Annotated in this window: 22 protein-coding genes; 15 read left to right on the top strand and 7 right to left on the bottom strand. The window is 63.0% G+C overall.

All coding sequences use genetic code 11. From position 1 onward, the window contains the following. Positions 1 to 238 precede the first annotated feature (238 nt). The 4 genes from gabD (at position 239) to RTH74_RS07455 (ending at position 4941) form a co-directional block, all read left to right on the top strand. Positions 239 to 1690, top strand: coding sequence for an NADP-dependent succinate-semialdehyde dehydrogenase (gabD, locus tag RTH74_RS07470; RefSeq protein WP_316914235.1), 1452 nt, complete (start codon positions 239 to 241; stop codon positions 1688 to 1690). A 157-nt stretch (positions 1691 to 1847) separates the two neighbouring features. Next, positions 1848 to 3128 (top strand): 4-aminobutyrate--2-oxoglutarate transaminase, encoded by a 1281-nt coding sequence (gene gabT, locus RTH74_RS07465; RefSeq protein WP_075744809.1) that lies wholly within the window; start codon positions 1848 to 1850, stop codon positions 3126 to 3128. 119 nt (positions 3129 to 3247) lie between these two features. Continuing rightward, positions 3248 to 3775, top strand: a complete 528-nt coding sequence (locus tag RTH74_RS07460; RefSeq protein ID WP_316914234.1) for a helix-turn-helix domain-containing protein — start codon at positions 3248 to 3250, stop codon at positions 3773 to 3775. After that, positions 3772 to 4941 carry an MFS transporter gene (locus RTH74_RS07455; RefSeq protein ID WP_316914233.1) on the top strand — a complete coding sequence of 390 codons (1170 nt, stop codon included), beginning with the start codon at positions 3772 to 3774 and terminating at the stop codon, positions 4939 to 4941. Before RTH74_RS07460 ends, RTH74_RS07455 begins: the two co-directional genes overlap by 4 nt. Positions 4942 to 5014: 73 nt before the next feature. On the opposite strand, the gene RTH74_RS07450 is transcribed toward RTH74_RS07455, so the two are convergent. Then, positions 5015 to 5374 carry a cupin domain-containing protein gene (locus tag RTH74_RS07450; protein ID WP_036999879.1) on the bottom strand — a complete coding sequence of 120 codons (360 nt, stop codon included), beginning with the start codon at positions 5372 to 5374 and terminating at the stop codon, positions 5015 to 5017. A gap of 254 nt (positions 5375 to 5628) precedes the next feature. Here RTH74_RS07450 and RTH74_RS07445 point away from each other — a divergent pair, with 254 nt between their 5' ends. Further along, positions 5629 to 7122 carry an aldehyde dehydrogenase gene (locus tag RTH74_RS07445; RefSeq protein ID WP_106735031.1) on the top strand — a complete coding sequence of 498 codons (1494 nt, stop codon included), beginning with the start codon at positions 5629 to 5631 and terminating at the stop codon, positions 7120 to 7122. A gap of 246 nt (positions 7123 to 7368) precedes the next feature. Further along, on the top strand, positions 7369 to 8517 hold the full coding sequence (locus RTH74_RS07440) for an MFS transporter (RefSeq protein ID WP_316914232.1): 1149 nt from the start codon (positions 7369 to 7371) through the stop codon (positions 8515 to 8517). A 6-nt stretch (positions 8518 to 8523) separates the two neighbouring features. Here RTH74_RS07440 and RTH74_RS07435 read toward each other — a convergent pair whose 3' ends face one another. Continuing rightward, a complete protein-coding gene (locus RTH74_RS07435) occupies positions 8524 to 9978 on the bottom strand; it encodes a PLP-dependent aminotransferase family protein (RefSeq protein WP_316914231.1) in 1455 nt (484 codons plus the stop codon). A 182-nt stretch (positions 9979 to 10160) separates the two neighbouring features. On the opposite strand from RTH74_RS07435, the gene RTH74_RS07430 reads away from it, so the two are divergent. Next, a complete protein-coding gene (locus tag RTH74_RS07430) occupies positions 10161 to 10385 on the top strand; it encodes a DUF1127 domain-containing protein (protein ID WP_316914230.1) in 225 nt (74 codons plus the stop codon). Positions 10386 to 10459: 74 nt separating this feature from the next. On the opposite strand, the gene RTH74_RS07425 is transcribed toward RTH74_RS07430, so the two are convergent. Beyond that, positions 10460 to 11773, bottom strand: a complete 1314-nt coding sequence (locus tag RTH74_RS07425) for an FAD-binding oxidoreductase (RefSeq protein ID WP_316914229.1) — start codon at positions 11771 to 11773, stop codon at positions 10460 to 10462. Positions 11774 to 12001: 228 nt separating this feature from the next. Here RTH74_RS07425 and RTH74_RS07420 point away from each other — a divergent pair, with 228 nt between their 5' ends. After that, a complete protein-coding gene (locus tag RTH74_RS07420) occupies positions 12002 to 12355 on the top strand; it encodes a YkgJ family cysteine cluster protein (RefSeq protein ID WP_125835249.1) in 354 nt (117 codons plus the stop codon). Positions 12356 to 12542: 187 nt separating this feature from the next. Here RTH74_RS07420 and dadR read toward each other — a convergent pair whose 3' ends face one another. Then, complete coding sequence (gene dadR / locus RTH74_RS07415) at positions 12543 to 13031, bottom strand: transcriptional regulator DadR (RefSeq protein WP_017678280.1); 489 nt, start codon at positions 13029 to 13031, stop codon at positions 12543 to 12545. A 156-nt stretch (positions 13032 to 13187) separates the two neighbouring features. On the opposite strand from dadR, the gene dadA reads away from it, so the two are divergent. The 6 genes from dadA to RTH74_RS07385 all read left to right on the top strand — a co-directional run bounded on the left by dadA (position 13188) and on the right by RTH74_RS07385 (position 19700). Further along, complete coding sequence (gene dadA, locus RTH74_RS07410; RefSeq protein WP_125835248.1) at positions 13188 to 14486, top strand: D-amino acid dehydrogenase; 1299 nt, start codon at positions 13188 to 13190, stop codon at positions 14484 to 14486. 39 nt (positions 14487 to 14525) lie between these two features. Beyond that, a complete protein-coding gene (locus RTH74_RS07405; protein WP_316914228.1) occupies positions 14526 to 14873 on the top strand; it encodes a RidA family protein in 348 nt (115 codons plus the stop codon). 214 nt (positions 14874 to 15087) lie between these two features. Beyond that, on the top strand, positions 15088 to 16161 hold the full coding sequence (gene alr, locus RTH74_RS07400; protein ID WP_316914227.1) for an alanine racemase: 1074 nt from the start codon (positions 15088 to 15090) through the stop codon (positions 16159 to 16161). A 195-nt stretch (positions 16162 to 16356) separates the two neighbouring features. Next, entirely contained in the window at positions 16357 to 16905 is a 549-nt protein-coding gene (locus RTH74_RS07395; RefSeq protein WP_099524758.1) for a cupin domain-containing protein, read from the top strand. 113 nt (positions 16906 to 17018) lie between these two features. Further along, positions 17019 to 17441 carry a c-type cytochrome gene (locus tag RTH74_RS07390; protein WP_099524757.1) on the top strand — a complete coding sequence of 141 codons (423 nt, stop codon included), beginning with the start codon at positions 17019 to 17021 and terminating at the stop codon, positions 17439 to 17441. A gap of 126 nt (positions 17442 to 17567) precedes the next feature. After that, entirely contained in the window at positions 17568 to 19700 is a 2133-nt protein-coding gene (locus tag RTH74_RS07385; protein ID WP_316914226.1) for an acetyl-CoA hydrolase/transferase C-terminal domain-containing protein, read from the top strand. Here the strand turns inward: RTH74_RS07385 and RTH74_RS07380 are convergent. The 3 genes from RTH74_RS07380 to rep all read right to left on the bottom strand — a co-directional run bounded on the left by RTH74_RS07380 (position 19697) and on the right by rep (position 23029). Next, on the bottom strand, positions 19697 to 20269 hold the full coding sequence (locus RTH74_RS07380; RefSeq protein ID WP_013713462.1) for a xanthine phosphoribosyltransferase: 573 nt from the start codon (positions 20267 to 20269) through the stop codon (positions 19697 to 19699). The genes RTH74_RS07385 and RTH74_RS07380 overlap by 4 nt on opposite strands. A gap of 162 nt (positions 20270 to 20431) precedes the next feature. Beyond that, entirely contained in the window at positions 20432 to 20914 is a 483-nt protein-coding gene (locus tag RTH74_RS07375; RefSeq protein WP_099524751.1) for a UPF0158 family protein, read from the bottom strand. A gap of 105 nt (positions 20915 to 21019) precedes the next feature. Continuing rightward, positions 21020 to 23029 (bottom strand): DNA helicase Rep, encoded by a 2010-nt coding sequence (rep, locus tag RTH74_RS07370; RefSeq protein ID WP_106735041.1) that lies wholly within the window; start codon positions 23027 to 23029, stop codon positions 21020 to 21022. Positions 23030 to 23299: 270 nt separating this feature from the next. Between rep and RTH74_RS07365 the strand changes: the two genes are divergently transcribed. Further along, entirely contained in the window at positions 23300 to 24979 is a 1680-nt protein-coding gene (locus tag RTH74_RS07365; RefSeq protein ID WP_316914225.1) for an EAL domain-containing protein, read from the top strand. Positions 24980 to 24984 lie beyond the last annotated feature (5 nt).

Below are 24984 nucleotides of genomic sequence, written 5' to 3'. Positions count from 1 at the left end.
AGTTTTTGTCATTATTTTATCGATTTTGCTTGGTCGCCTATTGCCCTTTACCCCTGCCGATCCTAGGATTCGTTTGAGATTTCAAACGGCGTGTTCGGTCATTCTGAACCCTCGCGCGTTCAACGGCTCTGAATCCATTACCAGGCCCCGCACGGCTCCCTTTTCGGCCTTGCGGGCTCTGTCCGTGACTCCAACGACTTACGCCGACGCCCGGGCGCCGGAACTGAAGGAGACTGCCATGCAACTGAAAGACCCCCAGCTGCTGCGCCAACAGGCTTATATCGATGGCCAGTGGTTGGACGCCGACAGCGGTCAGACCATTGCCGTGAACAACCCGGCCACTGGCGAGATCATCGGCCATGTTCCGAAGATGGGCCGCGCTGAAACCCGTCGCGCCATCGAGGCCGCCGAGAAGGCGCTGCCAGCCTGGCGTGCGCTGACTGCCAAGGAGCGTGCGAACAAGCTGCGTCGCTGGTTCGAGCTGCTGATGGAAAACCAGGATGACCTGGGCCGTCTGATGACCCTGGAGCAGGGCAAGCCGCTGGCCGAAGCCAAGGGCGAGATCGCCTACGCCGCTTCCTTCATCGAGTGGTTCGCCGAAGAGGCCAAGCGCGTCTACGGTGACGTGATTCCGGGTCACCAGCCGGACAAGCGCCTGATCGTGATCAAGCAGCCGATCGGCGTCACCGCGGCCATCACGCCGTGGAACTTCCCCGCCGCGATGATCACCCGCAAGGCCGGCCCGGCCCTGGCCGCCGGTTGCACCATGGTGATCAAGCCGGCTTCGCAAACGCCGTTCTCCGCCCTGGCCCTGGTCGAGCTGGCCGAGCGCGCCGGCATTCCGAAAGGCGTGCTGAGCGTGGTCACCGGTAGCGCTGGTGAAGTGGGCGGCGAGCTGACCAGCAACCCGATCGTGCGCAAGCTGTCCTTCACCGGCTCGACCGAAATTGGCCGCCAGCTGATGGCCGAATGCGCCCAGGACATCAAGAAGGTGTCGCTGGAGTTGGGCGGCAACGCGCCGTTCATCGTCTTCGATGACGCCGACCTGGACGCTGCCGTCGAAGGCGCGCTGATCTCCAAGTACCGCAACAACGGCCAGACCTGCGTCTGCGCCAACCGTATCTACGTGCAGGACGGTGTCTACGATGCCTTCGCCGAGAAGCTGATCGCGGCAGTGGGTAAGCTGAAGATCGGCAATGGTCTGGAAGATGGCACCACCACCGGTCCGCTGATCGACGAGAAGGCCGTGGCCAAGGTGCAGGAGCACATCGAGGACGCCGTGAGCAAAGGCGCCAAGCTGGCCCTGGGCGGCAAGCCGCACGCCCTGGGTGGCACCTTCTTCGAGCCGACCATTCTGCTCGACGTACCGAAAACCGCCGCCGTTGCTAAAGAAGAGACCTTCGGCCCGCTAGCGCCGCTGTTCCGCTTCAAGGACGAGGCCGAAGTGGTCGCCATGGCCAACGATACCGAGTTCGGCCTGGCTTCCTACTTCTATGCCCGCGATCTGGGCCGCGTGTTCCGCGTGGCCGAAGCGCTGGAGTACGGCATGGTGGGTATCAACACCGGCCTGATCTCCAACGAAGTCGCGCCGTTCGGCGGCGTGAAGGCGTCCGGCCTGGGTCGTGAAGGTTCCAAGTACGGGATCGAGGACTACCTCGAGATCAAGTACATGTGCCTCGGTGGAATCTGATTCGGAAATCCGCTGATTTCCAAGACGGGGCAAGGTGCGAAAGAGCGTGCGGCGCCCCGGTTGTAAGTCGTAACCCTATTGAGTCCCTTGCGGGCTCGGTTCAGTCGATCATCGCATGCTGAGCCGACCTCCCGCCGGGGATGACCATGAGGACATCATGAGCAAGACCAACGAATCCCTGCTGCAACGCCGTGCCGCCGCTGTTCCGCGCGGCGTCGGCCAGATCCATCCGATCGTCGCCGAGCGCGCCGAGAACGCCACTGTGTGGGACGTCGAAGGCCGCGAGTACATCGACTTCGCCGGCGGTATCGCTGTGCTGAACACCGGCCACCTGCATCCGAAGGTGATCGCTGCCGTTCAGGAGCAATTGACCAAGCTGACTCACACCTGCTTCCAGGTGCTGGCGTACGAGCCCTACATCGAGCTCTGTGAGGAGATCGCCAAGCGCGTACCGGGCGACTTCGCCAAGAAGACCCTGCTGGTCACCTCCGGGTCCGAAGCCGTCGAGAACGCCGTGAAGATTGCCCGTGCCGCCACCGGTCGTGCCGGCGTGATCGCCTTCACCGGCGCCTACCACGGCCGCACCATGATGACCCTGTCGCTGACCGGCAAGGTCGTGCCGTACTCCGCCGGCATGGGCCTGATGCCTGCTGGCGTTTACCGCGCCCAGGCGCCGTGCCCGCTGCATGGCGTGAGCGAGGACGAGTCCATCGCCAGCATCGAGCGCGTGTTCAAGAACGACGCACAGCCGCAGGACATTGCCGCGATCATCATCGAACCGGTGCAGGGCGAGGGTGGTTTCTACGTCAACTCCCCAGCCTTCATGCAGCGCCTGCGTGCCCTGTGCGACCAGCACGGCATCCTCCTGATCGCTGACGAAGTACAGACCGGCGCAGGCCGTACCGGCACCTTCTTCGCTACCGAGCAACTGGGCGTGGTGCCCGATCTGACCACCTTCGCCAAGTCCGTTGGCGGTGGCTTCCCGATCTCCGGCGTGTGCGGCAAGGCCGAGATCATGGACAAGATCGCCCCCGGTGGCCTGGGCGGCACCTACGCCGGCAGCCCGATCGCCTGTGCTGCGGCCCTGGCCGTACTCAAGGTGTTCGACGAAGAGAAGCTGCTGGATCGCTCCAACGCCGTTGGCGAGAAGCTCAAGGCGGGCCTCAAGACCATCGCCGAGAAGCACAAGGTGATCGGTGACGTGCGTGGCCTGGGTTCGATGGTCGCCATCGAGCTGTTCGAAGGCGGCGACCACAGCAAGCCGGCTGCCGAACTGGTCGGCAAGATCGTTGCCCGTGCGCGCGACAAGGGCCTGATCCTGCTGTCGTGCGGTACCTACTACAACGTCATCCGTTTCCTGATGCCCGTCACCATCCCTGACGCGCAACTGGAGAAAGGCATCGCCATCGTTGCCGAGTGCTTCGACGAACTGGCCTGAGCCGTAAGCTGAGCACGCGCCTGCGTGCTCATCAAAAGACCCGCCTTGTGCGGGTCTTTTTTTGCCTTGGATTCTCTATCTGGTTGACGAGGTAAAGTGATCGTTTTACCTTGGCCTCCATGAATATAGATACCAAACTCATCTCAGCCGCCGAAAATCTGTTCGACTGTCACGGCTTCAGCGCAACCGGCATGGATCGACTGGCCCAGGCCGCAGGGATGTCCAGCCGGACGTTGTACAAGCACGCCGGCAGCAAGAACGAGCTGATTGCCGCAGTGCTGATGACCCGTGGGCAGCGTTTCCTGCAGCGCCTTGAGGTCGACAGTGTCGAGGCGCTGTTCGATGCCTTGGCCGGCTGGATGAGCGAAGAGGGCGCGCGCGGCTGCCTGTTCCTGCGTGCCCAGGGCGAGCTCGGCAGCGCGGTATCGGAAGTCACCGAGGCGGTACTCGCCTACAAGGCTCGATTCGCTGAGACGGTTGCGCAGATTCTCACGCGTCAGCTCGGAGCGAACGCCAATCCCGAACTGGTTGAGCAGATCGTCATCCTCATCGAGGGGGCGACGGCTGCAGCCAGCTACCGTGGCCTGGATGCCGTCGCCAGCGCACGCAAGGCCGCGAGCCTGCTGGTCGAGCGAGCGCGGCAATGACCCGCGGCTTTTCTCTCGGTGCCACCGGCTTTGGGCTGATCGCCATTTGCTATGGATTCGCGCGTTTCGCGTTCGGCCTGTTCCTGCCACAGATCGAGGCTGACCTCGTGTTGCCGGATGCCGTTGGCGGTCTGATCGCCGGTGGCTCCTTTCTCGGCTACTGCCTGGCCATTGTCCTGGCCGCACAATTGACCGAGCGTATTGGCGCTCGTGCTGTTGCGCTGTGCGCGGCGCTGGTTGCCGCCTTGGGCATGCTGGGTATAGCGCTGGCACCCACGGCTGCTTGGCTGGCCGGTGCAGTGCTGTTGGCGGGGATGAGTACCGGCTTGGCTTCCCCTCCCATGGCCGCAGCGGTGGCGGCAGTGATAGAGCCGCGACGACAGGACGCCACCAATACCCTGATCAATGCCGGTACCAGTGCCGGAGTCATCCTCTGCGGCCCTGTCGCGCTGTTGCTCGGTGCTGAGTGGCGTTTGGCCTATGCCGTGTTCGCCTGCTCGGCACTCGCCATGGCGCTGTTTGCGTACTTCTGCGTGCCCGATACCGCGCGCTCGCGGGCGCCAGTCACCAGGGGCGGGCCGCGGTTCAGCATCACGCTGAAGCGCCTCGTCGTCGCTTCGTTACTGATGGGCGCGGCCAGCACGGCGCTGTGGTCGTTCGGTAGTCAGATTGTCGCGCAGCGCCTGAGTTGGGGGAGCGCGGGCTCTGGTCTGCTCTGGGTGGTGATCGGCGCTGCCGGCATCGCTGGTGCAGGTGCCGGCAGCCTGATCGCTCGGCTAGGCGTGGACTGGGCGAATCGACTGTGTCTTGGCGCATTGGCGGTCGCCATCGCACTGGTCGGCATGGGCAACATGCCCGCTTCGGCACTGCTCGGCGGTGCGTTGTTTGGCGCGGCCTACATCACCCTGAGTGGCATCTATCTGGTCTGGGGTGTGTCGGCGCTTCCCGAGCGGCCTGCCACAGGGCTTACCGTCGCCTTTCTCAGCATCGCCATCGGTCAGACGCTGGGGGCGCCGGTCTTCGGTTTGCTGATGAGCAGGCTGAGTATGGATCACGCGGTGTGCCTGTTCGCGCTGTTGGCACTGGCCGCCGGGGCGATGCGCTCGACCGTCGCCGAAACTGTGCGTTCGAGCTCTATCGACTGCGCAGAAAAAGGCCCGCACTAGCGGGCCAAAGGGTGACAAGCAACAACAGGATTCGATGCGGCGGGAACCTGCCGGGCAGATTCCAGTCGAGTGCTTACTTGGGCTCGAAGATCACGTAGACCTTGCGGCAGGCTTCGAGCACTTCCCAGGTACCGGAAAAGCCGGCGGGAATCACGAAGCGGTCGCCAGCGCGCACGGTCTTGGCGTTGCCGTCGGCATCACGCAGTACGGACACGCCCTGGAGAATCTCGCAGTACTCGTGCTCGGTGTAGCTCACCGTCCACTGACCGACTGCGCCTTCCCAGATACCGGTGCTGAACTGGCCACACGGGCTGCTGTAGTGGTTTCGCACGCTTTGCTCGGGGTCGCCCTTGAGCACTTTTTCCGGCGCTGGGCGATAGTGTTCAGCGGCCGTGCCGGCTTGGGCGAAGTCGACGATCTGCTCGATGTTCATCTGGCTGTTCCGTGGTGTCGGTGGCGGCAACCGCGCGACCAGCGGGGCTGTCGCGGGAAAGTCGTGGCAGCAGTCTATGTTTAAAAAAACGAACATGACAAGGGCTTTTGCTGGCCTATGTCAAAAATATTGAAAAGCTACAGCCCTCTGGTTTAGTGTGGCGAACAGGATTTGGCCAGCGATCTGGCCTTGCAGAATTATTGACAGCGCGCGCCCTGATGCGCGCCGCTTCCACCCATTGAGAGGATGCCGGAATGACTAGCCTGACTCGTGCCGACTGGGAACAGCGTGCCAAGACCCTGACCATCGAAACCCGTGCGTTCGTCCATGGTGAGTACCGGGCTGCCGAGTCCGGTGCCACCTTCGAATGCATCAGTCCGGTCGACGGTCGCCTGCTCGGCCTGGTGGCCAGCTGTGACCAGGCCGACGCCGAAGTGGCGGTCAAGGATGCCCGCGCCACCTTCGAATCTGGTGTGTGGTCGCGCCTGGCCCCGGCCAAGCGCAAGAAGGTGATGATCCGTTTCGCCGAGCTGATCGAAGAGCATGGCCAGGAGCTGGCCCTGCTGGAAACCCTCGACATGGGCAAGCCGATCAGTGACTCGCTGAGCATCGACGTCGGCAGCGCCGCCAACGCCATCCGCTGGAGCGGCGAGGCCATCGACAAGATCTACGACGAAGTCGCCGCCACCGCCCACGATGAGCTGGGCCTGGTCACCCGCGAGCCGGTTGGTGTGGTCGCTGCCATCGTGCCGTGGAACTTCCCGCTGCTGATGACCTGCTGGAAGCTCGGCCCGGCGCTGGCCACCGGTAACTCGATCATCCTCAAACCATCCGAGAAGTCGCCGCTGACCGGTATTCGCATCGCCCAGCTGGCCATCGAGGCCGGTATTCCGGCGGGCGTATTCAACGTGCTGCCGGGCTTCGGCCACACCGTGGGCAAGGCCCTGGCCCTGCACATGGACGTTGACACCCTGGTGTTCACCGGCTCGACCAAGATCGCCAAGCAACTGATGATCTACGCTGGCGAATCGAACATGAAGCGCGTCTGGCTGGAGGCCGGTGGCAAGAGCCCGAACATCGTCTTCGCCGACGCGCCGGACCTGCAGGCCGCTGCCGAATCTGCCGCCAGCGCCATTGCCTTCAACCAGGGCGAAGTGTGCACCGCCGGTTCGCGCCTGCTGGTGGAAAATTCCATCAAGGACAAGTTCGTGCCCATGGTGGTCGAGGCGATCAAGGCCTGGAAACCGGGCAACCCGCTGGACCCGGCTACCAACGTCGGTGCGCTGGTCGATACCACGCAGATGAACAACGTGCTGAGCTACATCCAGGCCGGCCATGACGACGGTGCCAAACTGGTGGCCGGCGGCAAGCGGGTGATGGAAGAAACCGGCGGCACCTACGTCGAGCCGACCATCTTCGACGGCGTGAACAACGCCATGCGCATTGCCAAGGAAGAGATTTTCGGCCCGGTGCTGTCGGTGATTGGCTTCGATGACCAGGACGAGGCCATCGCCATCGCCAACGACACCATCTATGGCCTGGCTGCAGCGGTGTGGACCAGCAACCTGTCGCGTGCCCACCTGGTCGGCAAGGCGCTGCGCGCCGGCAGCGTGTGGATCAACCAGTACGACGGCGGCGACATGACTGCGCCGTTCGGTGGTTTCAAGCAGTCCGGTAACGGCCGTGACAAGTCACTGCACGCCTTCGACAAGTACACCGAGCTGAAGTCCACCTGGATCAAACTGTAACGGTAGCGGGGCGATCTTATGGTCGTCGGCCATACGGCGTTGCGTCCTCGCTTTCAATGCTCACGTACTGCAGTACGCTGCGCTTGAAAGCTCCGGGGCGCCTTGTCTGGCCTTAGCCCAGGAGATCTTTATCGATGTTGGTTCCGGGCGAAGATCTGTTTTAAAACGCCCAACTTGCGGCCGGGCTCCCTGAAGAGGAGTCCGGCCGTTGTCTTTGCAGCCACTCGTTAACCAAGGAACTCGGCAATGCGTTGGGGCACCTATTTCGCCGTTTGCTCGGCGGTCATCAGCATCGGCCTCGCACTGGGTGTGACCATGCCGCTGGTTTCGCTGCGCCTGGAAAGCTGGGGCTACGACTCCTTCGCCATCGGCGTGATGGCGGCGACTCCGGCTGTCGGCGTGCTGCTCGGTGCCTTGCTGGCTGGGCGTCTGGCGGCGCGCTTCGGCACCACCGTGCTGATGCAGCTGTGCCTGCTGCTCGGCGCAGTGTCGGTGGCCGGGCTGGCGCTGGTGCAGAACTACGCGGTCTGGGTCGGCCTGCGCCTGTTCATCGGTGTGGCGCTGACCGTGGTGTTCATCCTCGGCGAAAGCTGGATCAACCAACTGGCTGTAGAGAAATGGCGCGGCCGCCTGGTGGCCTTGTACGGCACTGGCTATGCCCTCAGCCAGCTTAGCGGGCCGCTGTTGCTGACAGCGCTCGGCACGGCGACCGACCGGGGTTTCTGGACGGGCGTGTGCCTGCTGATCGGCGGCTCGCTGATCCTGCTCGGGCGCACCGGTGCGCCCAAGGTTGATGCGCACAGCGCTTCGGGGCGCGGCCTGCTGGTGTTCTGCCGCAAGCTGCCGGCGATTGCCTGGGCGGTAATGCTGTTCGCTGCCTTCGAGGCGATGATGCTGACCCTGTTGCCGATCTACGGCCTGCGCCAGGGCTTCACCCAGGAAGTGGCGCTGTTCATGGTCAGTGTGGTGGTGGTCGGCGATGCGGTGCTGCAGCTTCCCATCGGCTGGCTGGCCGACCGCATGTCGCGGCAAATGCTGTTCCGCGCATGCGGCTGCGTGCTGTTGGTATCCAGCCTGGCCATTCCACCGTTGTTGCACACGCCGGTGATCTGGCCGGTGCTGGTGGCCTTTGGCGCCAGTGCCGGTGGCCTGTTCACCTTGTCGCTGATCATGATCGGCGAGCGTTATCGTGATGACGAGCTGGTGCGCGCCAATGCTCACGTCGCCCAGTTGTGGGGGCTGGGCTGCCTGATCGGGCCACTCACCACAGGCGCCGTCAGCCAGTGGCTAAGCGGCCATGCGCTGCCACTTATGATGGCTACTGGCGCGTTCGTGTTCATCATCCTGGCGAGCAAGCGCGGTGCCTTCAGCGAGATGGAAACGGCGCGTTCCTGAACCGCCTCAGCGCCAATGCCCGAGATCCTGCGTGTGCTGCAGGTCGGCTTCTTCGATCAACTCGGCGATGGTCGCGCCGATCTGCTTCACCGCCGCCTCGATCACGTCGCTCGGCGGTTCGGCGTAGTTCAGGCGGATGCAGTTACGGTACTTGCCGGCTGCCGAGAAGATACTGCCCGGCGCGATCTGGATCTTGTGCGGCAGCAGCGCGCGATTGAGCTTCTGGCTGTCGAAGCCCTGGGGCATCTCCACCCACAGCATGAAGCTGCCCTGCGGGCGACTGACCCGAGTGCCGGCCGGGAAATAGCGGCTGACCCAATCCACCATCAGGTCGCGGCTACGCAGGTACTGCGCGCGCATACGCCGTAGGTGCGGTTCGTAGTGCCCGTCCTTGAGGTATTCGGCAATGGCCAACTGCGGCAGCTGGGCGGTGCTGCCGGTACCCAGGTACTTCATGTGCACCACCTGCTCCAGATAGCGCCCGGGAGCGATCCAGCCGACGCGCAGGCCCGGTGCCAGGGTCTTGGAGAAGGAACTGCAGAACAGTACACGGCCGTCCTCGTCGAACGACTTGATGCTGCGCGGCCGTGGGTAGCTGTAGGCGAGGTCGGCGTAGACGTCGTCCTCGATGATGGCCACGTCGAAGCGCTGCGCCAGGGCGACCAGGGCGCGTTTGTTGGCGTCGGGCATGATGTAGCCGAGCGGGTTGTTGCAGTTCGGCGTGAGCTGGATGGCCTTGATCGGCCACTGCTCCAGGGCCATTTCCAGAGCATCGAGGTTGATCCCGGTGAGCGGGTCGGTGGGCAGTTCCAGCGCTTTCATGCCGAAACCCTTTAGTGCCTGCATCACACCGTGGAAGCTCGGCGAGTCGACCGCGACGATATCGCCGGGCTGGCAGATGGCGCGTACCGCCGCCGACAGTGCTTCGTGGCAACCGGTGGTGATCACCAGGTCTTCGGCGGCCAGCTGGCAGCCGGAGTCGAGCATTAGCCGGGCGATCTGTTCGCGCAGGCGGATGTCACCGCGAATACCGCCGTAGGTGAGCACGTCCGGGTCCTGGCGACGGGCCTGGCGCGACAGGTTGCGCAGCAGCGGTTTCAGGGTTGGGCTGCTGATGTCCGGGCGGCCACGGCCCAGCTGCAGCATGTCGTGCTGCGGTGAGCTGCTGATCAGCTCCAGCACGTGATCCCACTGCGAAACTTCAACCGGCCTCTGCGCCGCGCGGCTGATCTGCGGCAGCGCGGGCATCTGTCGTCCCAGTGGCACGAAGTAGCCGGACTTCGGCCGCGGCGAGGCCAGGCCCATGTCCTCCAGATGGCGGTAAGCCTGCTGCACCGTGCTGAGGCTGACGCCGTGCTCCTGGCTCAGGCTGCGTACCGACGGCAGGCGGTCGCCGGGACGGTACAGTCCCTGCTCGATGCGGGTGCCGAGCAACTCGGCCAGGTTCAGATAGAGCGTCATGACAGTCGTCCGGTTGATGCAGCGTGTATGAACTGAGACCAGTACAGATCAGCGCGAAAATTCCCATTCAGGGGAAAATGCGTGAAATCTGTATGGAGTTAATAAGAGTTTTTTGAATCTGTCATGACTTTTCTTAAGGCGGCATTCTGATCTCCCATGACAGAAGACAACGGGAGAGAGCCATGACTGGGTTCAGCAATACAGATTTCGTCGCAGTGGGTGAGGCCGTGCGGGTCGCGACGCACAAGAGCGAGGTTCGTCACTTTGGCCGCAACTGGCCGGCCTTCTGGCGGCGTCTGAGCACCCGCCGCATGCTGCTCAAACTCAATGACCAGCAACTGCGCGATATTGGCCTTACCCGCGCCCAGGCCGAGCGCGAGGCGAACCTGCCGTTCTGGAAGCTGTAGCCCGGATGCAGTCCGGGTCTACAACTGTGCGGACTATGGGTAGGAGCGGCTTCAGCCGCGATTGTTGTCTACGCCTAGAGCAATTCTTTCAAGCGATGCCAGGCCATCCCCAGTGCCAGCAATGGCGAGCGCAGATGCTTACCACCGGGGAAGGTCATGTGCGGCACCTGGGCGAACAGGTCGAAGCCGCGACTTTCCTGACCAGCGATGGCCTCGGCCAGCAACTTGCCGGCCAGGTGTGTGGCGTTGACGCCGTGGCCGGCATAGGCCTGGGCGTGGAAGACGTTGGGCTGATCCTTGAGTCGGCCGATCTGCGGCATGCGGTTGGCACCGATGCCGATCATGCCGCCCCACTGGTAGTCGATGCGCACCTCGGCCAACTGTGGGAACACCTTGAGCATCTTCGGTTTCATGTAGCCAGCAATATCGGCCGGATCACGCCCGGAATAGTGGCAGGCGCCGCCGAACAGCAGGCGGCGGTCGGCGGAAAGGCGGTAGTAGTCCACGGTCACACGCTGGTCGCACAGCGCCATGTTCTGCGGGATCAGCTGGCGGGCCTGCTCTTCGGAGAGTTGCTCGGTGGCGATGATGTAACTGCCGGCCGGTAGCACCTTGCCGCTGAGTGTCGGATTGAGCCCGTTGATATAGGCATTGCAGGCCAGCACCAGGTATTTGGCGCGCACCTGGCCGTTGGCCGTGTGCACGCGCACCTCGCTGCCATAGTCGATGCGCGTCACCGGCGACTCTTCGAACAGTTGCACGCCCAGCGACTGGGCGGCGGCGGCTTCGCCGAGCGCCAGGTTGAGCGGGTGCAGGTGGCCCGAGCCCATGTCGATCATGGCGCCGTGATAGTTGTCGGAGCCGACCACTTCACGGATGCGCTCCTTCGGTACCAGGCGCATTTCGTGGCGATAGCCGAGGCTTTCCAGCTCGGCCTTGTCTTCGGCGAAGCCGTCCATGTGCGCCGGTTTGTTGGCCAGGTCGCAATAACCCCAGGTCAGGTCGCAATCGATCTGAAACTGCTCGACCCGGTTGCGCACGATCTCTACCGCCTCCAGCCCCATCAGCTTGAACTGACGCACGCCTTCCTTGCCGACCACCGATTCGAACTGTTCGACATCATGGCCGACGCCACGAATCAGCTGCCCGCCGTTGCGCCCGCTGGCACCCCAGCCGATCTTGCGCGCTTCCAGCAGCGCCACCGACAGGCCTTTCTGAGCCAGCTCGATAGCGGTGTTCAGGCCGCTGAAACCGCCACCGACGATGCACACGTCCACCTGCAGCTCACCGCCCAGGGGCGGGTAGGCCTGCTGACGATTGACGCTGGCGGCGTAGTAGGAGGCGGCGTGCTGAGGGCTGTGGACGGGCTGTTGAACGCGGGCGTTCATGTGCGAAATCCTGATTTTGTTGTGTGGAAAATTCAACGCAGCATAAGCGCGTGATCCGTCCGGCGCCAAGTGTCAGTCGGAAAAAACACGCGGGACAGCAGGATGTGGCGTGCTCCGCTCGCGGATCGGCGTATAGCCAATGCGTCTTTGAGGGGACTGGCCGTCAGCCTGCGGGCAGGCGCCAGCATGGCGCGGTAAACTGTCGCCTTCGTTGCCAGGCGCCCGCGTATGAGCTGCACAGACCGCAAGATCGATCACCTGCGTCGACAGATTCCGCGCTTCGACTGTGTGCCCGGCTGTCACGATTGCTGCGGGCCGGTCACGGCTTCGTCTGAGGAGCTGGCGCGCCTGCCGGTCAAAAGCGATGCCGAACATGATGCAGCACTGGCCGAGTACAACTGCGTGCACCTGGGACCGAACGGTTGCGAGGTGTACGACCAGCGGCCGCTGATCTGCCGCCTGTTCGGCACGACACCGCGCCTGCCTTGCCCGCATGGGCGTGGGCCGGAGCTGCCGATCGAACCGGCGGTGGAGCGTCAAGTGCACCGGCTGATCGCCACCACTCGCCAGCGACTCGTCTAGGCTCATGGCTCCCATGCTCTGTGGGTAGCCCCTGCAGTGGCGCTTCGCGCCATAACTTGCCGCATGCAGCAGGCTGGCGCAAAACGTCCGGCAGGGTGTGGGAACGATCAACCATCCCGTAGGAGCGAGCTCTGCTCGCGAACCATGCCACGTAAAAGCTTCGCGAGCAGAGCTCGCTCCTACAGATTCACTCCGGCACCGGCAGCGCCAGGCTTTCCTTCACCTCTTCCATGACGATATAGCTCTTCGACTCGCGCACGTGCGGCAGCTTGAGCAGGATGTCGCCGAGCAGCTTGCGGTAGCTGGCCATCTCGTTGATGCGTGCCTTCACCAGGTAGTCGAAGTCACCGGACACCAGGTGGCACTCCAGCACGTGCGGCAGCTTGAGCACGGCGCGGCGGAACTCCTCGAAAGTGTCGCCGGACTTGTAGTCCAGGCTGATCTCGACGAACACCAGCAGGTTGGCCTTGAGGTTCTGCGGATTGAGGCGGGCGTGGTAGCCCATGATGATGCCTTCGCGCTCCAGGCGGCGTACGCGCTCGGTACAGGGCGTGGTCGACAGCCCCACGCGCTCGCCCAGTTCGGTGAAGCTGATGCGCCCATCCTCCTGCAGGATACGGAGGATGTTGCGGTCGATCTTGTCCAGTTCACGACGACTCTGATGCTGGGTTCTCATGGGGAATCCGCCTCTGTAAAACGGCTTTTTGCCAAGAATTCTCGCCAAATATAGCTGTGTATATGGTGAAAAGCACTGCACGGCTCTTCCTATACTGCGCCCATCGACAACAATGGCCTGTAACGCACGCGCCTTGGGCGCGGCGGGGAGAAAAACATGCGTGTTCTGGTTCTCGGCAGCGGTGTGATTGGTACCGCCAGTGCTTACTACCTCGCCCGTCAGGGCTTCGAGGTGGTGGTGGTCGACCGTCAGAACGGCCCGGCGCTGGAAACCAGCTTCGCCAACGCCGGCCAGGTTTCTCCGGGCTACGCTTCGCCATGGGCTGCGCCGGGCGTGCCGTTGAAAGCCATCAAGTGGCTGTTGCAGAAACACGCCCCGCTGGCGATCAAGGCCACCGGCGATGTCGACCAGTACCTGTGGATGGCGCAGATGCTGCGCAACTGCACCGCCAGCCGCTATGCGATCAACAAGGAGCGCATGGTGCGTCTGTCCGAGTACAGCCGCGACTGCCTCGACGAGCTGCGTGCCGAGACCGGCATCGCCTACGAAGGCCGCCAGCTCGGCACCACCCAACTTTTCCGCACCCAGGCCCAGGTCGACGCTGCCGCCAAGGACATCGCCGTACTGGAAGCTTCCGGTGTGCCGTTCGAGCTGCTCGACCGCGACGGCATCGCCCGCGTCGAACCGGCCCTGGCCGGCGTCAAGCACAAGCTGGCCGGCGCCCTGCGCTTGCCCAACGACCAGACCGGCGACTGCCAGATGTTCACCACCAAGCTGGCGGACATGGCCAAGGCGCTCGGTGTCGAGTTCCGTTTCGGCCAGAACATCCAGCGCCTGGACGCCGTCGGTGATCGCATCAATGGCGTGTGGATCGACGGCAAGCTGGAAACCGCCGACCGCTACGTACTCGCTCTCGGCAGCTACAGCCCGCAACTGCTCAAGCCGCTGGGCATTCGTGCTCCGGTTTACCCGCTCAAGGGCTACTCGCTGACCGTGCCGATCACCAACCCGGACATGGCACCGAACTCGACCATTCTCGACGAGACCTACAAGGTCGCCATCACCCGCTTCGATGGCCGCATCCGCGTCGGTGGCATGGCCGAGATCGCTGGTTTCGACCTGTCGCTCAATCCGCGTCGTCGCGAAACCCTGGAGATGATCACCTCCGACCTCTACCCGGAAGGCGGCGATCTGCAACGCGCCGACTTCTGGACCGGCCTGCGTCCGGCCACGCCTGATGGCACGCCGATCGTGGGGGGCAGCGCCTTCCGCAACCTGTTCCTCAACACCGGTCACGGCACCCTGGGCTGGACCATGGCCTGCGGCTCCGGTCGCCTGCTGGCCGACCTGATGGCCAACAAGCGCCCGCAGATCAGCGCCGATGGCCTGGATATCTCGCGTTACTCGCGCAAGGCGCGTGAAGTGCAAGCAGCACCGCAGCCGCTGCGCACCTGATAGCCTTCGCGCTTTCGCAATCCAAGGAGCTTTACCCCTATGTCGATCCAGCGCCTGCATGTGGCCAAACGCTACAGCGAAGTGGTGATCCACAACGGCACGATCTACCTCGCCGGCCAACTCGCCGATGACTTCGACGGTGACATTCGCGAGCAGACCCGCCAGACCCTGACCAACATCGACAAGATGCTGGCCGACGGCGGAAGCGACAAGAGCAAGATCCTGTCGCTGACCATCTTCATCAAGGACATGGCCGACTATGACGGCCTCAACGCCGAGTACGACGCCTGGGTGGCCGATGGCCATGCGCCTGCTCGTGCCTGCGTCGAGGCGAAGATGTACAAGCCCGAAGTGCTGGTGGAAATGTGTGTGGTGGCTGCTGTCTGAGGCGGCCACCGCTTTTTGTTGCCTGCCATCCATGGCGGCAACCCTCCGGGCCGTCGCAAGCGACGTCAAAAAATTCTCCCGGAATTTTTTTGTGTTGGCTTTTCACCCGGCTCCCCCGCCGGGTTTTTTTTGAATGGCGATTTGTCGGCATGACCCGGATGTCACCGGGCTACGAAAAATCGTCGCCTCAGCAAATGATTGAGAGAAACGAACCATGCGCCCCGCCCGTGCCCTGATCGACCTCGACGCCCTGCGTCATAACTACCGTCTGGCCCGCGAAATGAGCGGCGCTCGTGCTTTGGCCGTGGTCAAGGCCGATGCCTATGGGCACGGAGCGGTGCGTTGCGCGCAGGCACTCGAAGCCGAGGTCGATGGTTTTGCCGTGGCCTGCATCGAAGAAGCGCTGGCGTTACGCGAGGCCGGCATCAGGGCGCCGATCCTGCTGCTCGAAGGCTTCTTCGAGGCCGACGAACTGGCGCTGATCGATCAGCATGACCTGTGGTGCGTCGCCCATGCGCAGTGGCAGATCGAGGCTATCGAGCAGGCCCAACTGAGCAAGCCGCTGACCGTCTGGCTCAAGCTGGACAGTGGCATGCACCGTGTCGGCCTGCATCAGGCCGAGTACCAGGCCGCCTATCGGCGTCTGCTGGCCAGCGGCAAGGTCAGCAAGATCGTGCTGATGAGCCACTTCGCTCGCGCCGACGAGCCCGAGTGCGAGCGCACGAGTGAGCAACTGGCGGTGTTCCAGCAGGCTCGCGAAGGCCTCAGCGCCGAGGTCAGCTTGCGCAACTCGCCGGCCGTGCTTGGCTGGCCGCAGGTGCCCAGTGACTGGGTGCGCCCCGGCATCATGCTCTACGGCGCCACTCCGTTCGAGCAGGCTCAGGAGCAGGCCGCGCGTTTGCGCCCGGTGATGACCCTGGAGTCGAAGGTCATCAGCGTGCGTAAGCTACCGGCCGGCGAGCCAGTAGGGTATGGCGCACGTTTCGTGGCCGAACGGCCGACCCGCGTCGGTGTCGTCGCCATGGGCTATGCCGACGGTTATCCGCGTCACGCTCCGACCGGTACGCCAGTGGTTGTGGACGGTCAGCTGACCCGCCTGATCGGCCGGGTGTCGATGGACATGCTCACCGTCGACCTGACCGATCTGCCGCAAGCCGGTCTCGGCAGCCGTGTCGAGTTGTGGGGCAAGCAGGTGTTGGCCAGCGACGTGGCCATGGCAGCGGGCAGCATCCCCTACCAGATTTTCTGCAACCTGCGACGGGTGCCGCTGCTCTATCTCGGCAACTGAGCCCGGATCGGAAGGCCACTTGCGCTGTGCACTCCACGGCGCACCAATTGCTGACTCGAACGGCTCTAGCTCGAGGCTTTTCGAAAGAGCATATGGGCCGTGTAGGCGAAGGGTGAACGCAAGTGTTGTAAATTCCGAACGCTATGCCATGATACGGACACTTTTCCGTCTCATATCCCAAGGGGGATTCCAGCATTGGACGTCGGCGTTCGACTGCAATCGATTCGTAAGCTCAAAGGCCTATCCCAACGTGAACTCGCCAAGCGGGCGGGCGTCACCAACAGCACCATTTCCATGATCGAGAAGAACAGCGTGAGCCCCTCGATCAGCTCGCTGAAAAAGGTGCTCGGCGGCATTCCCATGTCGCTGGTGGAGTTCTTCTCCCTCGACATGGAACAGGAGAACCAGGTTCAGGTGGTCTACCGGGCCTCCGAGCTGACCGATATCTGCAGTGGCGCCATCACCATGAAGCTGATTGGCAAGGCACATCCGAGCCGCGCCATTTCCTTCCTCGACGAAACCTACCCGGCTGGCGCCGATACCGGTGACGAAATGTACGCTCACGAGGGCGAGGAAGCCGGCATGCTGGTCGAAGGCAAACTGGAACTGACCGTAGGCAACGAGGTGTTCATCCTCGAGCCGGGTGACAGCTACTACTTCGAGAGCAGCAAGCCGCACCGCTTCCGCAACCCGTTCGATGTGCCGGCGCGCTTGATCAGTGCCACGACGCCAGCGAACTTCTGATCAATAACCCTGCGACAATATGGGTTGTTTCGGTGGGCCGCGCTTGCCGTTATACTGACGCCCGCTCGCGAAACCGTGGCCGCGGGCGTGACTAGCCACGAAGAGGGTGTACCGTGAATCTGATGAAGAAAATGCTGGCAGTACCGGCTGCCGTATTGGCCCTGTGGGCAGTGACTGCTCAGGCCACGACCGATGAAGCTATCGCCGAGCGTCTCAAGCCTGTAGGCGACGTGTGCATCATGGGCGAAGAGTGCAAAGGCGTCGAAACCGTCGCTGCATCCGCCGGTGGTGGTGCACGTACCGCTGATGACATCATCGCCAAGCACTGCAATGCCTGCCATGGCTCTGGTGTATTGGGCGCACCGAAGATCGGTGACACCGCTGCCTGGAAAGATCGTGCCGATCACCAGGGCGGCCTCGACGGCATACTCGCCGCTGCCATCTCCGGTATCAACGCCATGCCGCCGAAAGGCACCTGCGCAGATTGCTCGGATGACGAACTGCGCGAAGCGATCAAAAAGATGTCCGGTCTGTAAGACTCGCCGCTTCCCTGAAAAAACCGCCCTCTGGGCGGTTTTTTCGTTTCTGGCGGTGGCATGCAACCATGCCGATGGCTCAGTAGTCCAAGCAGCATTCGTCATGGATGTCGCGAGGAGCGCCAGATGCCGCACACCTGTACCCTCGAACAAGCCGTCGACCACGTGCTGAGCGAGATCGACGGGCCAATTCATCTGGGCCTGCCCCTTGGTCTGGGCAAACCCAATCGCTGGGTAAACGCGCTCTATGAACGCGTGCGCAATCTGCCCGAGCGGCAACTGACCATCTACACCGCGCTGTGTCTGGCTCGCCCGCGTGCCGGCCAGGACTTGCAGCGACGCTTTCTCGAACCCTTCGTTGACCGGGTCTACGGCGATTATCCCGAGCTGGACTTTCTCGCCGATCTGCACGCCGGCAACCTGCCGGCCAACGTGCGCGTCGAGCAATTCTTCTTTCAGCCGGGCAGCCTGCTCGAATGCGAGCCAGCGCAGCAGGACTACATCAGCAGCAACTACAGTCATGTCGCCCGTGACCTCAATGCCAAGGGCTTGAATCTGATCGCCCAGCTGGTCGCCGTTGACCCAGCGCACCCCGAGCATTTCAGCCTGAGCTGCAACCCGGACATCACCCTCGATCTGCTGCCGCTGCTGGATAAGCGCCGCGAGGCTGGCGAAACCGTGCTCAGCGTCGCCCAGATCCACAGTGACCTGCCCTACATGGCCGGCGATGCCCAGGTGTCGCGCGATACCTTCGATGTCCATATCGGCGAGGACGAGCGCACCACGCTGTTCTCCACGCCGAACATGCCCGTGACCTTGCAGGATCATTGCATCGGCCTGTTCGCCAGCACCCTGGTGCGTGACGGCGGCACCCTGCAGATCGGCATCGGCGCGATGGGTGATGCCCTGGCGTCGGCACTGATGGCCAGGCAGGCCGACAATGCTCGCTACCGCGCGCTGCTACGGGCGCTCCGTGCTGATGATTGGGCGGATGAGATTGCCGCCTGTGGCGGTCTCGAACCGCTCGCTCACGGGCTGTATGGCTGCAGTGAAATGTTCGTCAACGGCTTGCTGGCATTGGCCGAGGCCGGCCTGTTACGGCGCCGGGTTTACCCGGATCTGCGCCTGCAGCGTCTGGCCTGTAATGGTGCGTTGGATGAACAGGGTCGGCCACACAGCGTTCAGGCGCTGGTCGACGCAGGGCTGCCAGCGACGTTGCAGCCGAGCGATCTGGTCTGGCTGCGCGATAGTGGCCTGCTGCGCGGCGATATACGACTGCAGGCGGGCGAACTGCAGTTGTTTGACGGTAGCCGCGTCGCCGCGGATCTCAGTGATCCCCAGACGCAGGCTCGCCTGCAGTCCTGTCTCGGCGGCGCGCAGGGCGGCGTGGTGCTGCACGGCGGTTTCTTTCTCGGCCCGGAAAGCTTCTACCGACGTTTGCGCGAGTTGGATGGTGCTGAACGGCAGCGCTTTGCCATGACCGGCATTCGCTATATCAACGAGCTGTACGGCGAAGAGGAGCTCAAGCGTCTGCAGCGCCGTGATGCACGCTTCATCAATACGGCTTTCACCATGACCCTGCTCGGCGCGGGGGTGGCCGATCAACTGGAAGACGGCCGCGTACTCAGCGGCGTAGGCGGCCAGTACAACTTCGTCGCTCAGGCCCATGCACTGGAGGACGCGCGCTCGATCCTGCTGCTGCGTAGCTGGCGCGAGTCGGGCGGCGAGGTGAATTCGAACATCGTCTGGGAGTACGGCCACGCCACCATCCCGCGGCACTTGCGCGACATAGTGGTAACCGAATATGGCATCGCCGATCTGCGCGGCAAGACCGACGCCCAGGTGATCGAGGCGCTGCTCAAGGTCAGCGATTCGCGCTTTCAGAGCGAACTGATCGAGCAGGCGCAGCAGGTCGGCAAGCTGCCGGCGGATTTCCGGCTCGATGAGCGCTTCTGCAACAACCTGCCCGAGCGGCTGGAGGCTCTGCGTGCAGAGCATTCGCAGCTGTTCGCCGAATACCCGCTAGGCAGCGATTTCAGCGCGGTAGAGCAAGACCTGGTGCGGGCGCTGAGCTGGCTCAAGAGCAAGCTGCGTCTGACCGAAGTACTGGCGTTGGGCAAGGCCACGCTCGATGCGCCAGAGCCAGGTGCCTATCCTGAACACTTGCGGCGCATGAGCCTGGAGGCGCCGGATGGGGTGCGTGAAGCCCTCTACCAGCGCTTGCTGCTGGCGGGCTTGCAGGCAACCAGCAGGTCTTAGTCGAGGAAGCGCACCTGGCCGTTTTCCAGCGCGGCAACACGGGCCAGGGACTCGACGCGGTAGCCTTCGCTCTGCAGCAGGTTGCGGCCGTCCTGGAAGGACTTCTCGATGACGATGCCGATACCGGCAATCTGCGCACCGGCTTGCTGGATCAGGTCGATCAGCGCCTTGGCGGCATGGCCGTTGGCGAGGAAGTCGTCGATTACCAGCACCTTGTCGGCAGCCGTCAGGTGGCGCGCGGAAATGGCGATGGTGCTTTCGGTCTGCTTGGTGAAGGAGAACACCTTGGAGATCAGCAGGTCGTCCTTGAGCGTCAGCGACTGAAACTTGCGCGCGAAGATCACCGGAATGCCCAGCTCCAGGCCAGCCATCACCGCCGGGGCGATACCGGAGGCCTCGATGGTGACGATCTTGGTGATGCCCTGGCCGGCGAAACGCTGGGCGAACTCGTGGCCGATCTCCTGCATCAGGCGCGGATCGATCTGGTGGTTGAGAAAGGCGTCCACCTTGAGTACATGCTCGGACAACACGATGCCTTCGCTGCGAATCTTCTGTTTCAACGACTCCACGGTCGATCCTCTGGTTGAGCAGAAAAGCTGCGGATTTTCGCTCAAAATGCCCTGCAATGTGTAGTGAAACCGCAGCCTGCCCGACAGTCGTGGTCAATTGACCGGTTAGACAGGTTGTTAGCCAGTGTCTGGAGCCCGGGTGCAATCCGCGGGCTGCTCCGCTCAAGCGCTCTTGGTCAGGCGGCGCAGGATGTCCTTGGGAATGCCGCGCGTGTCCAGCGGCAGCTTGTCCGGCGCAGGCTCCAGGCCCAGTTCGTAGAGCCAGTTGAGCGTGTACTCGCGCAGTTGCTTGAGTTCGTACGCCTGCCATTGCTGACGAATCGCCGGAAAGGATTCGATCTCGTAGTCGAATGCGCGCAGTGGTTTGCGGCCGGTCAACGCGGCGCTGAGCAGTGGGTGGGCGTGCAGATCGTCGAGGGTGAACAGGAAAGACTCGCGCATGGCCACGCGCTGGGGAATGTCGAGGTTGGGTATCTGGGTGTAGCGATCCGGATTCAGTTCTACGTGCTGACGCTGCTCGCTGTGCTGATCTTCCGGCGACAGGCTCAGGACGCTACCGCTTTCCAGGTCCAGCCAGTTCTCCTGCTGTTCGCGGCCGTTGATCAACTGAGTCAGCGTGTCGAGGTCGAGAGTGAATGTGCGCATGGTGCCAACCCCCTGTGTCTGAACGGTATCTTCTTTCTGACTGGCAAAAATGACGAGGGTGCCAGCCCACCGAATAAACCGACCATACACCCGTCAGCCATGGCCTCAGCGCTTGAGCATCGCCCGCATATTGGCCAGGGCGTCGTTGCCGCGTGCGGCCTTGACCTCCACGGGCGCCTCCTCCAGCCCTTCCCACACCAGGTCTTCCGGCGGTAGCTCGTCGAGGAAGCGGCTCGGCGAGCAGTCGATCACCTCGCCGTACTGCTTGCGCTTGGCGGCGAAGGTCAGCGCCAGGTTGCGCTTGGCGCGGGTGATGCCGACGTAGGCCAGGCGCCGCTCTTCCTCGATGGTGTCGGCCTCGATGCTGGAGCGGTGCGGGAGAATCTCTTCCTCGAAGCCGATGATGTACACCGAAGGGAATTCCAGACCCTTGGAGGCGTGCATGGTCATCATCTGCACGCCCTCGGCGCCTTCTTCCTCTTCCTGCTGGCGCTCGAGCATGTCGCGTAGCACCAGCTTGCCGATGGCGTCTTCGATGGACATGTCGCCATCTTCGTCGCGCTCCAGGGTGCTCTTCAGTGCGTCGACGAGGAACCAGACGTTGCCCATGCGCGCGTCGGCCACCTTGTCGCTTGAGGCGTTCTGGCGTAGCCAGTTCTCGTAGTCGATGTCCATGACCATGCTGCGGATGGCGGCGATCGGGTCGTTCTGCGCGCACTCCTGGCGCACCCGATCCATCCATTTGGTGAAGCGCTGCAGACGCTCGGTGAAGCGCGCATCGAGATGCTCGCCGAGGCCCATCTCACCGGCTGCGGCGTACATGCTGATCTTGCGCTCGTTGGCGTAGTTGCCGAGCTTTTCCAGGGTGGCGGAGCCGATCTCGCGGCGCGGTACGTTGATCACGCGCAGGAAGGCGTTGTCGTCGTCCGGGTTGACCAGTAGACGGAAGTAACTCATCAGGTCCTTCACCTCCTGACGGGCGAAGAAGCTGGTGCCGCCGGACAGGCGATAGGGAATCTGATGGTGCTGCAGTTTCAGCTCCATCAGTTTGGCCTGGTAGTTGCCGCGGTAGAGGATGGCGAAATCGCTGTAAGGGCGTTGGGTGCGCAGGTGCTCGGTGAGAATTTCCAGCGCCACCCGCTCGCACTCGGCGTCTTCGTTGCGAGTGCGGATCACGCGAATCTCGTCGCCCATGCCCATCTCCGACCACAGCTGCTTCTCGAACGCGTGGGGGTTGTTGGCGATCAGGGTGTTGGCGCATTTGAGGATGCGGCTGGTAGAGCGGTAGTTCTGCTCCAGCATCACCACTTTCAGCGAGGGATAGTCCTCTTTGAGCAGCATCAGGTTTTCCGGGCGTGCGCCGCGCCAGGCGTAGATCGACTGGTCGTCGTCGCCAACCACGGTGATCTGGTTGCGCATGCCCACCAGCAGTTTTACCAGCAGGTACTGGCTGGAGTTGGTGTCCTGGTATTCGTCGACCAGCAGGTAGCGGATGCGGTTCTGCCACTTTTCCAGGATGTCGGCGTGCTCCTGAAAGAGTTTGACCGGCAGCAGGATCAGATCGTTGAAATCCACCGCGTTGTACGCCTTGAGCGTGCGCTGGTAGTGCAGGTAGACGATGGCGGCGGTCTGTTCCTTGGGATTGCGCGCCTTGGCCAGGGCTTCATCGGGCAGGATCAGGTCGTTCTTCCAGCTGTCGATGAGGTTTTTCACCTCGTCGGCACCGTCGTCGCCGGAATACTCCTTCTGCATGATGTCGCTGAGCAGCGCCTTGATGTCGCCGTCGTCGAAAATCGAGAAGCCGGGCTTGTAGCCCAGGCGCGCGTATTCCTTGCGGATGATGTTCATGCCCAGGTTGTGGAAGGTGGACACGGTCAGGCCGCGCGCCTCGCTGCCCTTGAGCAGGGTGCCGACGCGCTCCTTCATCTCGCGCGCAGCCTTGTTGGTGAAGGTCATGGCGACAATGTGCTGGGCCCGGATGCCGCAGTTCTGCACCAGGTGGGCAATCTTGCGCGTGATCACGCTGGTCTTGCCGGAACCGGCACCGGCGAGCACCAGAAGTGGGCCGCCGACGTAGTTCACGGCCTCTTGTTGCCGGGGGTTCAGTCGGGACATGAGATCGTTCGCAGAAAAATGGCCGCGCATTTTAACAGGCCTGATGACTTCTGCCGCGACCGTCCGGAACTGTGGCCTAGCGCACGGAATTGCATAGCCATGCACTTGGTTAATCACTTTATTCCAGTACTCTGGTTCCACTTGTAGGTTTACTGGCTATACCTCAGGATCTGCACTACCTTTCGCACGGATGTGATTGATTAGACGCCGATTACGGCGCGTTCAGGCGACGCGATTCGCCATCATTCTTGTGGTCATTGGGGAGGTTGCTTGTCCACGCTCGTCGAACCCTTGCGGTTGGTCCTGCTGGCGGAAACGCCGGACTGGGCCGAATTGTTGCGCGAGCAGTTGAGCGCCCTGGGCAGCCCATCCCCGCTGATTACCGCGCCGTCATGGGAGGCGGCCAGCAACCTGTTCGATGATCACGCCAGCGGTCTGCTGTTGAGTACACCGGATCGCCTTCCCGAGCCGCATCAGTGCCCCTTGCCCATCGTCTTGCTACTCGACGAAGAGCCAGTCGAAGAGCCGACCGGTGTCAGCGATTGGTTGGTGCGCGGCAGCCTCAGTCTCGATGTGTTGCGTCGCTGCCTGCGCTACGCGCGTGAGCAGGGCAATCTCAAGCACACCCTGCAACGCCTGGCCGAACAGGACCCCTTGACCGGTATCGCCAATCGCCAGGGTTTCCAGACCCTGCTCGCCGCGCGCCTGGCCGAGTGTGGTGGCCGTGGTCTTGTACTCGGTCATCTCGATCTGGATAACTTCCGCCACGCCAACGATGCCCTCGGCTACCAGGCTGGGGATCGCCTGATCCTGCAGGTGGTGGCGCGGCTCAAGAGTCTGCTGCAGCCTTGCGATCAGATTGCGCGTCTGGGTAGCGACGAATTCGCTCTGTTGCTCGATGCGCGCCGCGATCCGCAGCGCGTGGAGCGCCTTGCCGAGCGTGTCACCGAGGTATTGGGTGAGCCTTACTGGGTAGACGGCGAGAGTCTGTTGATCGGCTGTAGTCTGGGGCTCGCTCACGCCCAGCCTGGAGATGGCGCCGACCCGCTGCTGTGGCATGCGCATATCGCCATGCAGCAGGCCAAGAATCAGCAAGGCTGCGTGTTTCATGTCTATGACGAACGCCGCAACCGCAGCGCACGCAGTCAGGCCGATCTGGAAGCTGAGCTGCGCCGCGCGCTGCGCCGTGACGAACTGGAGCTGCACTACCAGCCGCGCCTGTGCCTGAAGAGCGGGCGCATCGTCGGCTTGGAGGCGCTAGTGCGCTGGCAGCACAGCGAGCGTGGGCTGCTCTCGCCCAACGAATTCGTGCCGCTGGCCGAAGAAACCGGTCTGATCGTACCGCTCGGTTACTGGGTCATCTCCCGTGCCCTGCGCGACATGCAGTGGCTACGTGGGCGCGGCCTGCCGGCATTGCATATGGCGGTCAACCTGTCATTCCGCCAGTTTCAGGACAGCCAGTTGCTGCCGACCCTCAGCCGTTTGATCGAAGAACGTGGGGTCGATGCGCAGTGGCTGGAGTTCGAGCTGACCGAAACCGCAGTGATGCGCCGTAGCGATCAGGTGCAGCAGACCATGCTGGCGCTGGGACGGCTCGGCGTGCGTTTTTCGCTGGACGACTTCGGCACCGGGTTTTCCTCCTTCGTCCACCTCAACAGCCTGCCGATCACCCTGCTGAAGATCGACAGGAGCTTCGTCGGCGGCATGGGCGAGCGTGCCGAGAACCGCCAACTGGTGCGGGCGATGATCAACCTGGCGCACAACCTCAATCTCGAGGTGGTGGCCGAAGGGGTGGAAAACACCGAGCAGCTCGACATGCTGCGCCAGTTTGGCTGCGATCAGGTGCAGGGTTACCTGATCAGCAAGGCGATACCTTTGGCGGAGCTGGCACGCTTTCTGGTGTTTGGCTTGCGCCAGCCGCTGCTGAGCGGTACTCCGCCTTCGGCGTGAGGCGC

The sequence above is a fragment of the Pseudomonas sp. zfem001 genome, assembly GCF_032621725.1.
GTDB lineage: Bacteria > Pseudomonadota > Gammaproteobacteria > Pseudomonadales > Pseudomonadaceae > Aquipseudomonas > Aquipseudomonas sediminis.
This window is presented reverse-complemented; position numbering and strand designations above follow the sequence as displayed.

What these genes read in the sequence shown, in the direction of transcription:
- RTH74_RS07460 (WP_316914234.1), top strand. Translation starts at nt 3,248, where the DNA reads ATGAATATAGATACCAAACTCATCTCAGCCGCCGAAAATCTGTTCGAC.
- RTH74_RS07385 (WP_316914226.1), top strand. Translation starts at nt 17,568, where the DNA reads ATGCCGCACACCTGTACCCTCGAACAAGCCGTCGACCACGTGCTGAGC.
- alr (WP_316914227.1), top strand. Translation starts at nt 15,088, where the DNA reads ATGCGCCCCGCCCGTGCCCTGATCGACCTCGACGCCCTGCGTCATAAC.
- RTH74_RS07440 (WP_316914232.1), top strand. Translation starts at nt 7,369, where the DNA reads ATGCGTTGGGGCACCTATTTCGCCGTTTGCTCGGCGGTCATCAGCATC.
- RTH74_RS07425 (WP_316914229.1), bottom strand. Translation starts at nt 11,773, where the DNA reads ATGAACGCCCGCGTTCAACAGCCCGTCCACAGCCCTCAGCACGCCGCC.
- RTH74_RS07455 (WP_316914233.1), top strand. Translation starts at nt 3,772, where the DNA reads ATGACCCGCGGCTTTTCTCTCGGTGCCACCGGCTTTGGGCTGATCGCC.
- gabD (WP_316914235.1), top strand. Translation starts at nt 239, where the DNA reads ATGCAACTGAAAGACCCCCAGCTGCTGCGCCAACAGGCTTATATCGAT.
- RTH74_RS07435 (WP_316914231.1), bottom strand. Translation starts at nt 9,978, where the DNA reads ATGACGCTCTATCTGAACCTGGCCGAGTTGCTCGGCACCCGCATCGAG.
- RTH74_RS07375 (WP_099524751.1), bottom strand. Translation starts at nt 20,914, where the DNA reads ATGCGCACATTCACTCTCGACCTCGACACGCTGACTCAGTTGATCAAC.
- RTH74_RS07405 (WP_316914228.1), top strand. Translation starts at nt 14,526, where the DNA reads ATGTCGATCCAGCGCCTGCATGTGGCCAAACGCTACAGCGAAGTGGTG.
- dadR (WP_017678280.1), bottom strand. Translation starts at nt 13,031, where the DNA reads ATGAGAACCCAGCATCAGAGTCGTCGTGAACTGGACAAGATCGACCGC.
- RTH74_RS07420 (WP_125835249.1), top strand. Translation starts at nt 12,002, where the DNA reads ATGAGCTGCACAGACCGCAAGATCGATCACCTGCGTCGACAGATTCCG.
- RTH74_RS07450 (WP_036999879.1), bottom strand. Translation starts at nt 5,374, where the DNA reads ATGAACATCGAGCAGATCGTCGACTTCGCCCAAGCCGGCACGGCCGCT.
- gabT (WP_075744809.1), top strand. Translation starts at nt 1,848, where the DNA reads ATGAGCAAGACCAACGAATCCCTGCTGCAACGCCGTGCCGCCGCTGTT.
- dadA (WP_125835248.1), top strand. Translation starts at nt 13,188, where the DNA reads ATGCGTGTTCTGGTTCTCGGCAGCGGTGTGATTGGTACCGCCAGTGCT.
- rep (WP_106735041.1), bottom strand. Translation starts at nt 23,029, where the DNA reads ATGTCCCGACTGAACCCCCGGCAACAAGAGGCCGTGAACTACGTCGGC.
- RTH74_RS07445 (WP_106735031.1), top strand. Translation starts at nt 5,629, where the DNA reads ATGACTAGCCTGACTCGTGCCGACTGGGAACAGCGTGCCAAGACCCTG.
- RTH74_RS07430 (WP_316914230.1), top strand. Translation starts at nt 10,161, where the DNA reads ATGACTGGGTTCAGCAATACAGATTTCGTCGCAGTGGGTGAGGCCGTG.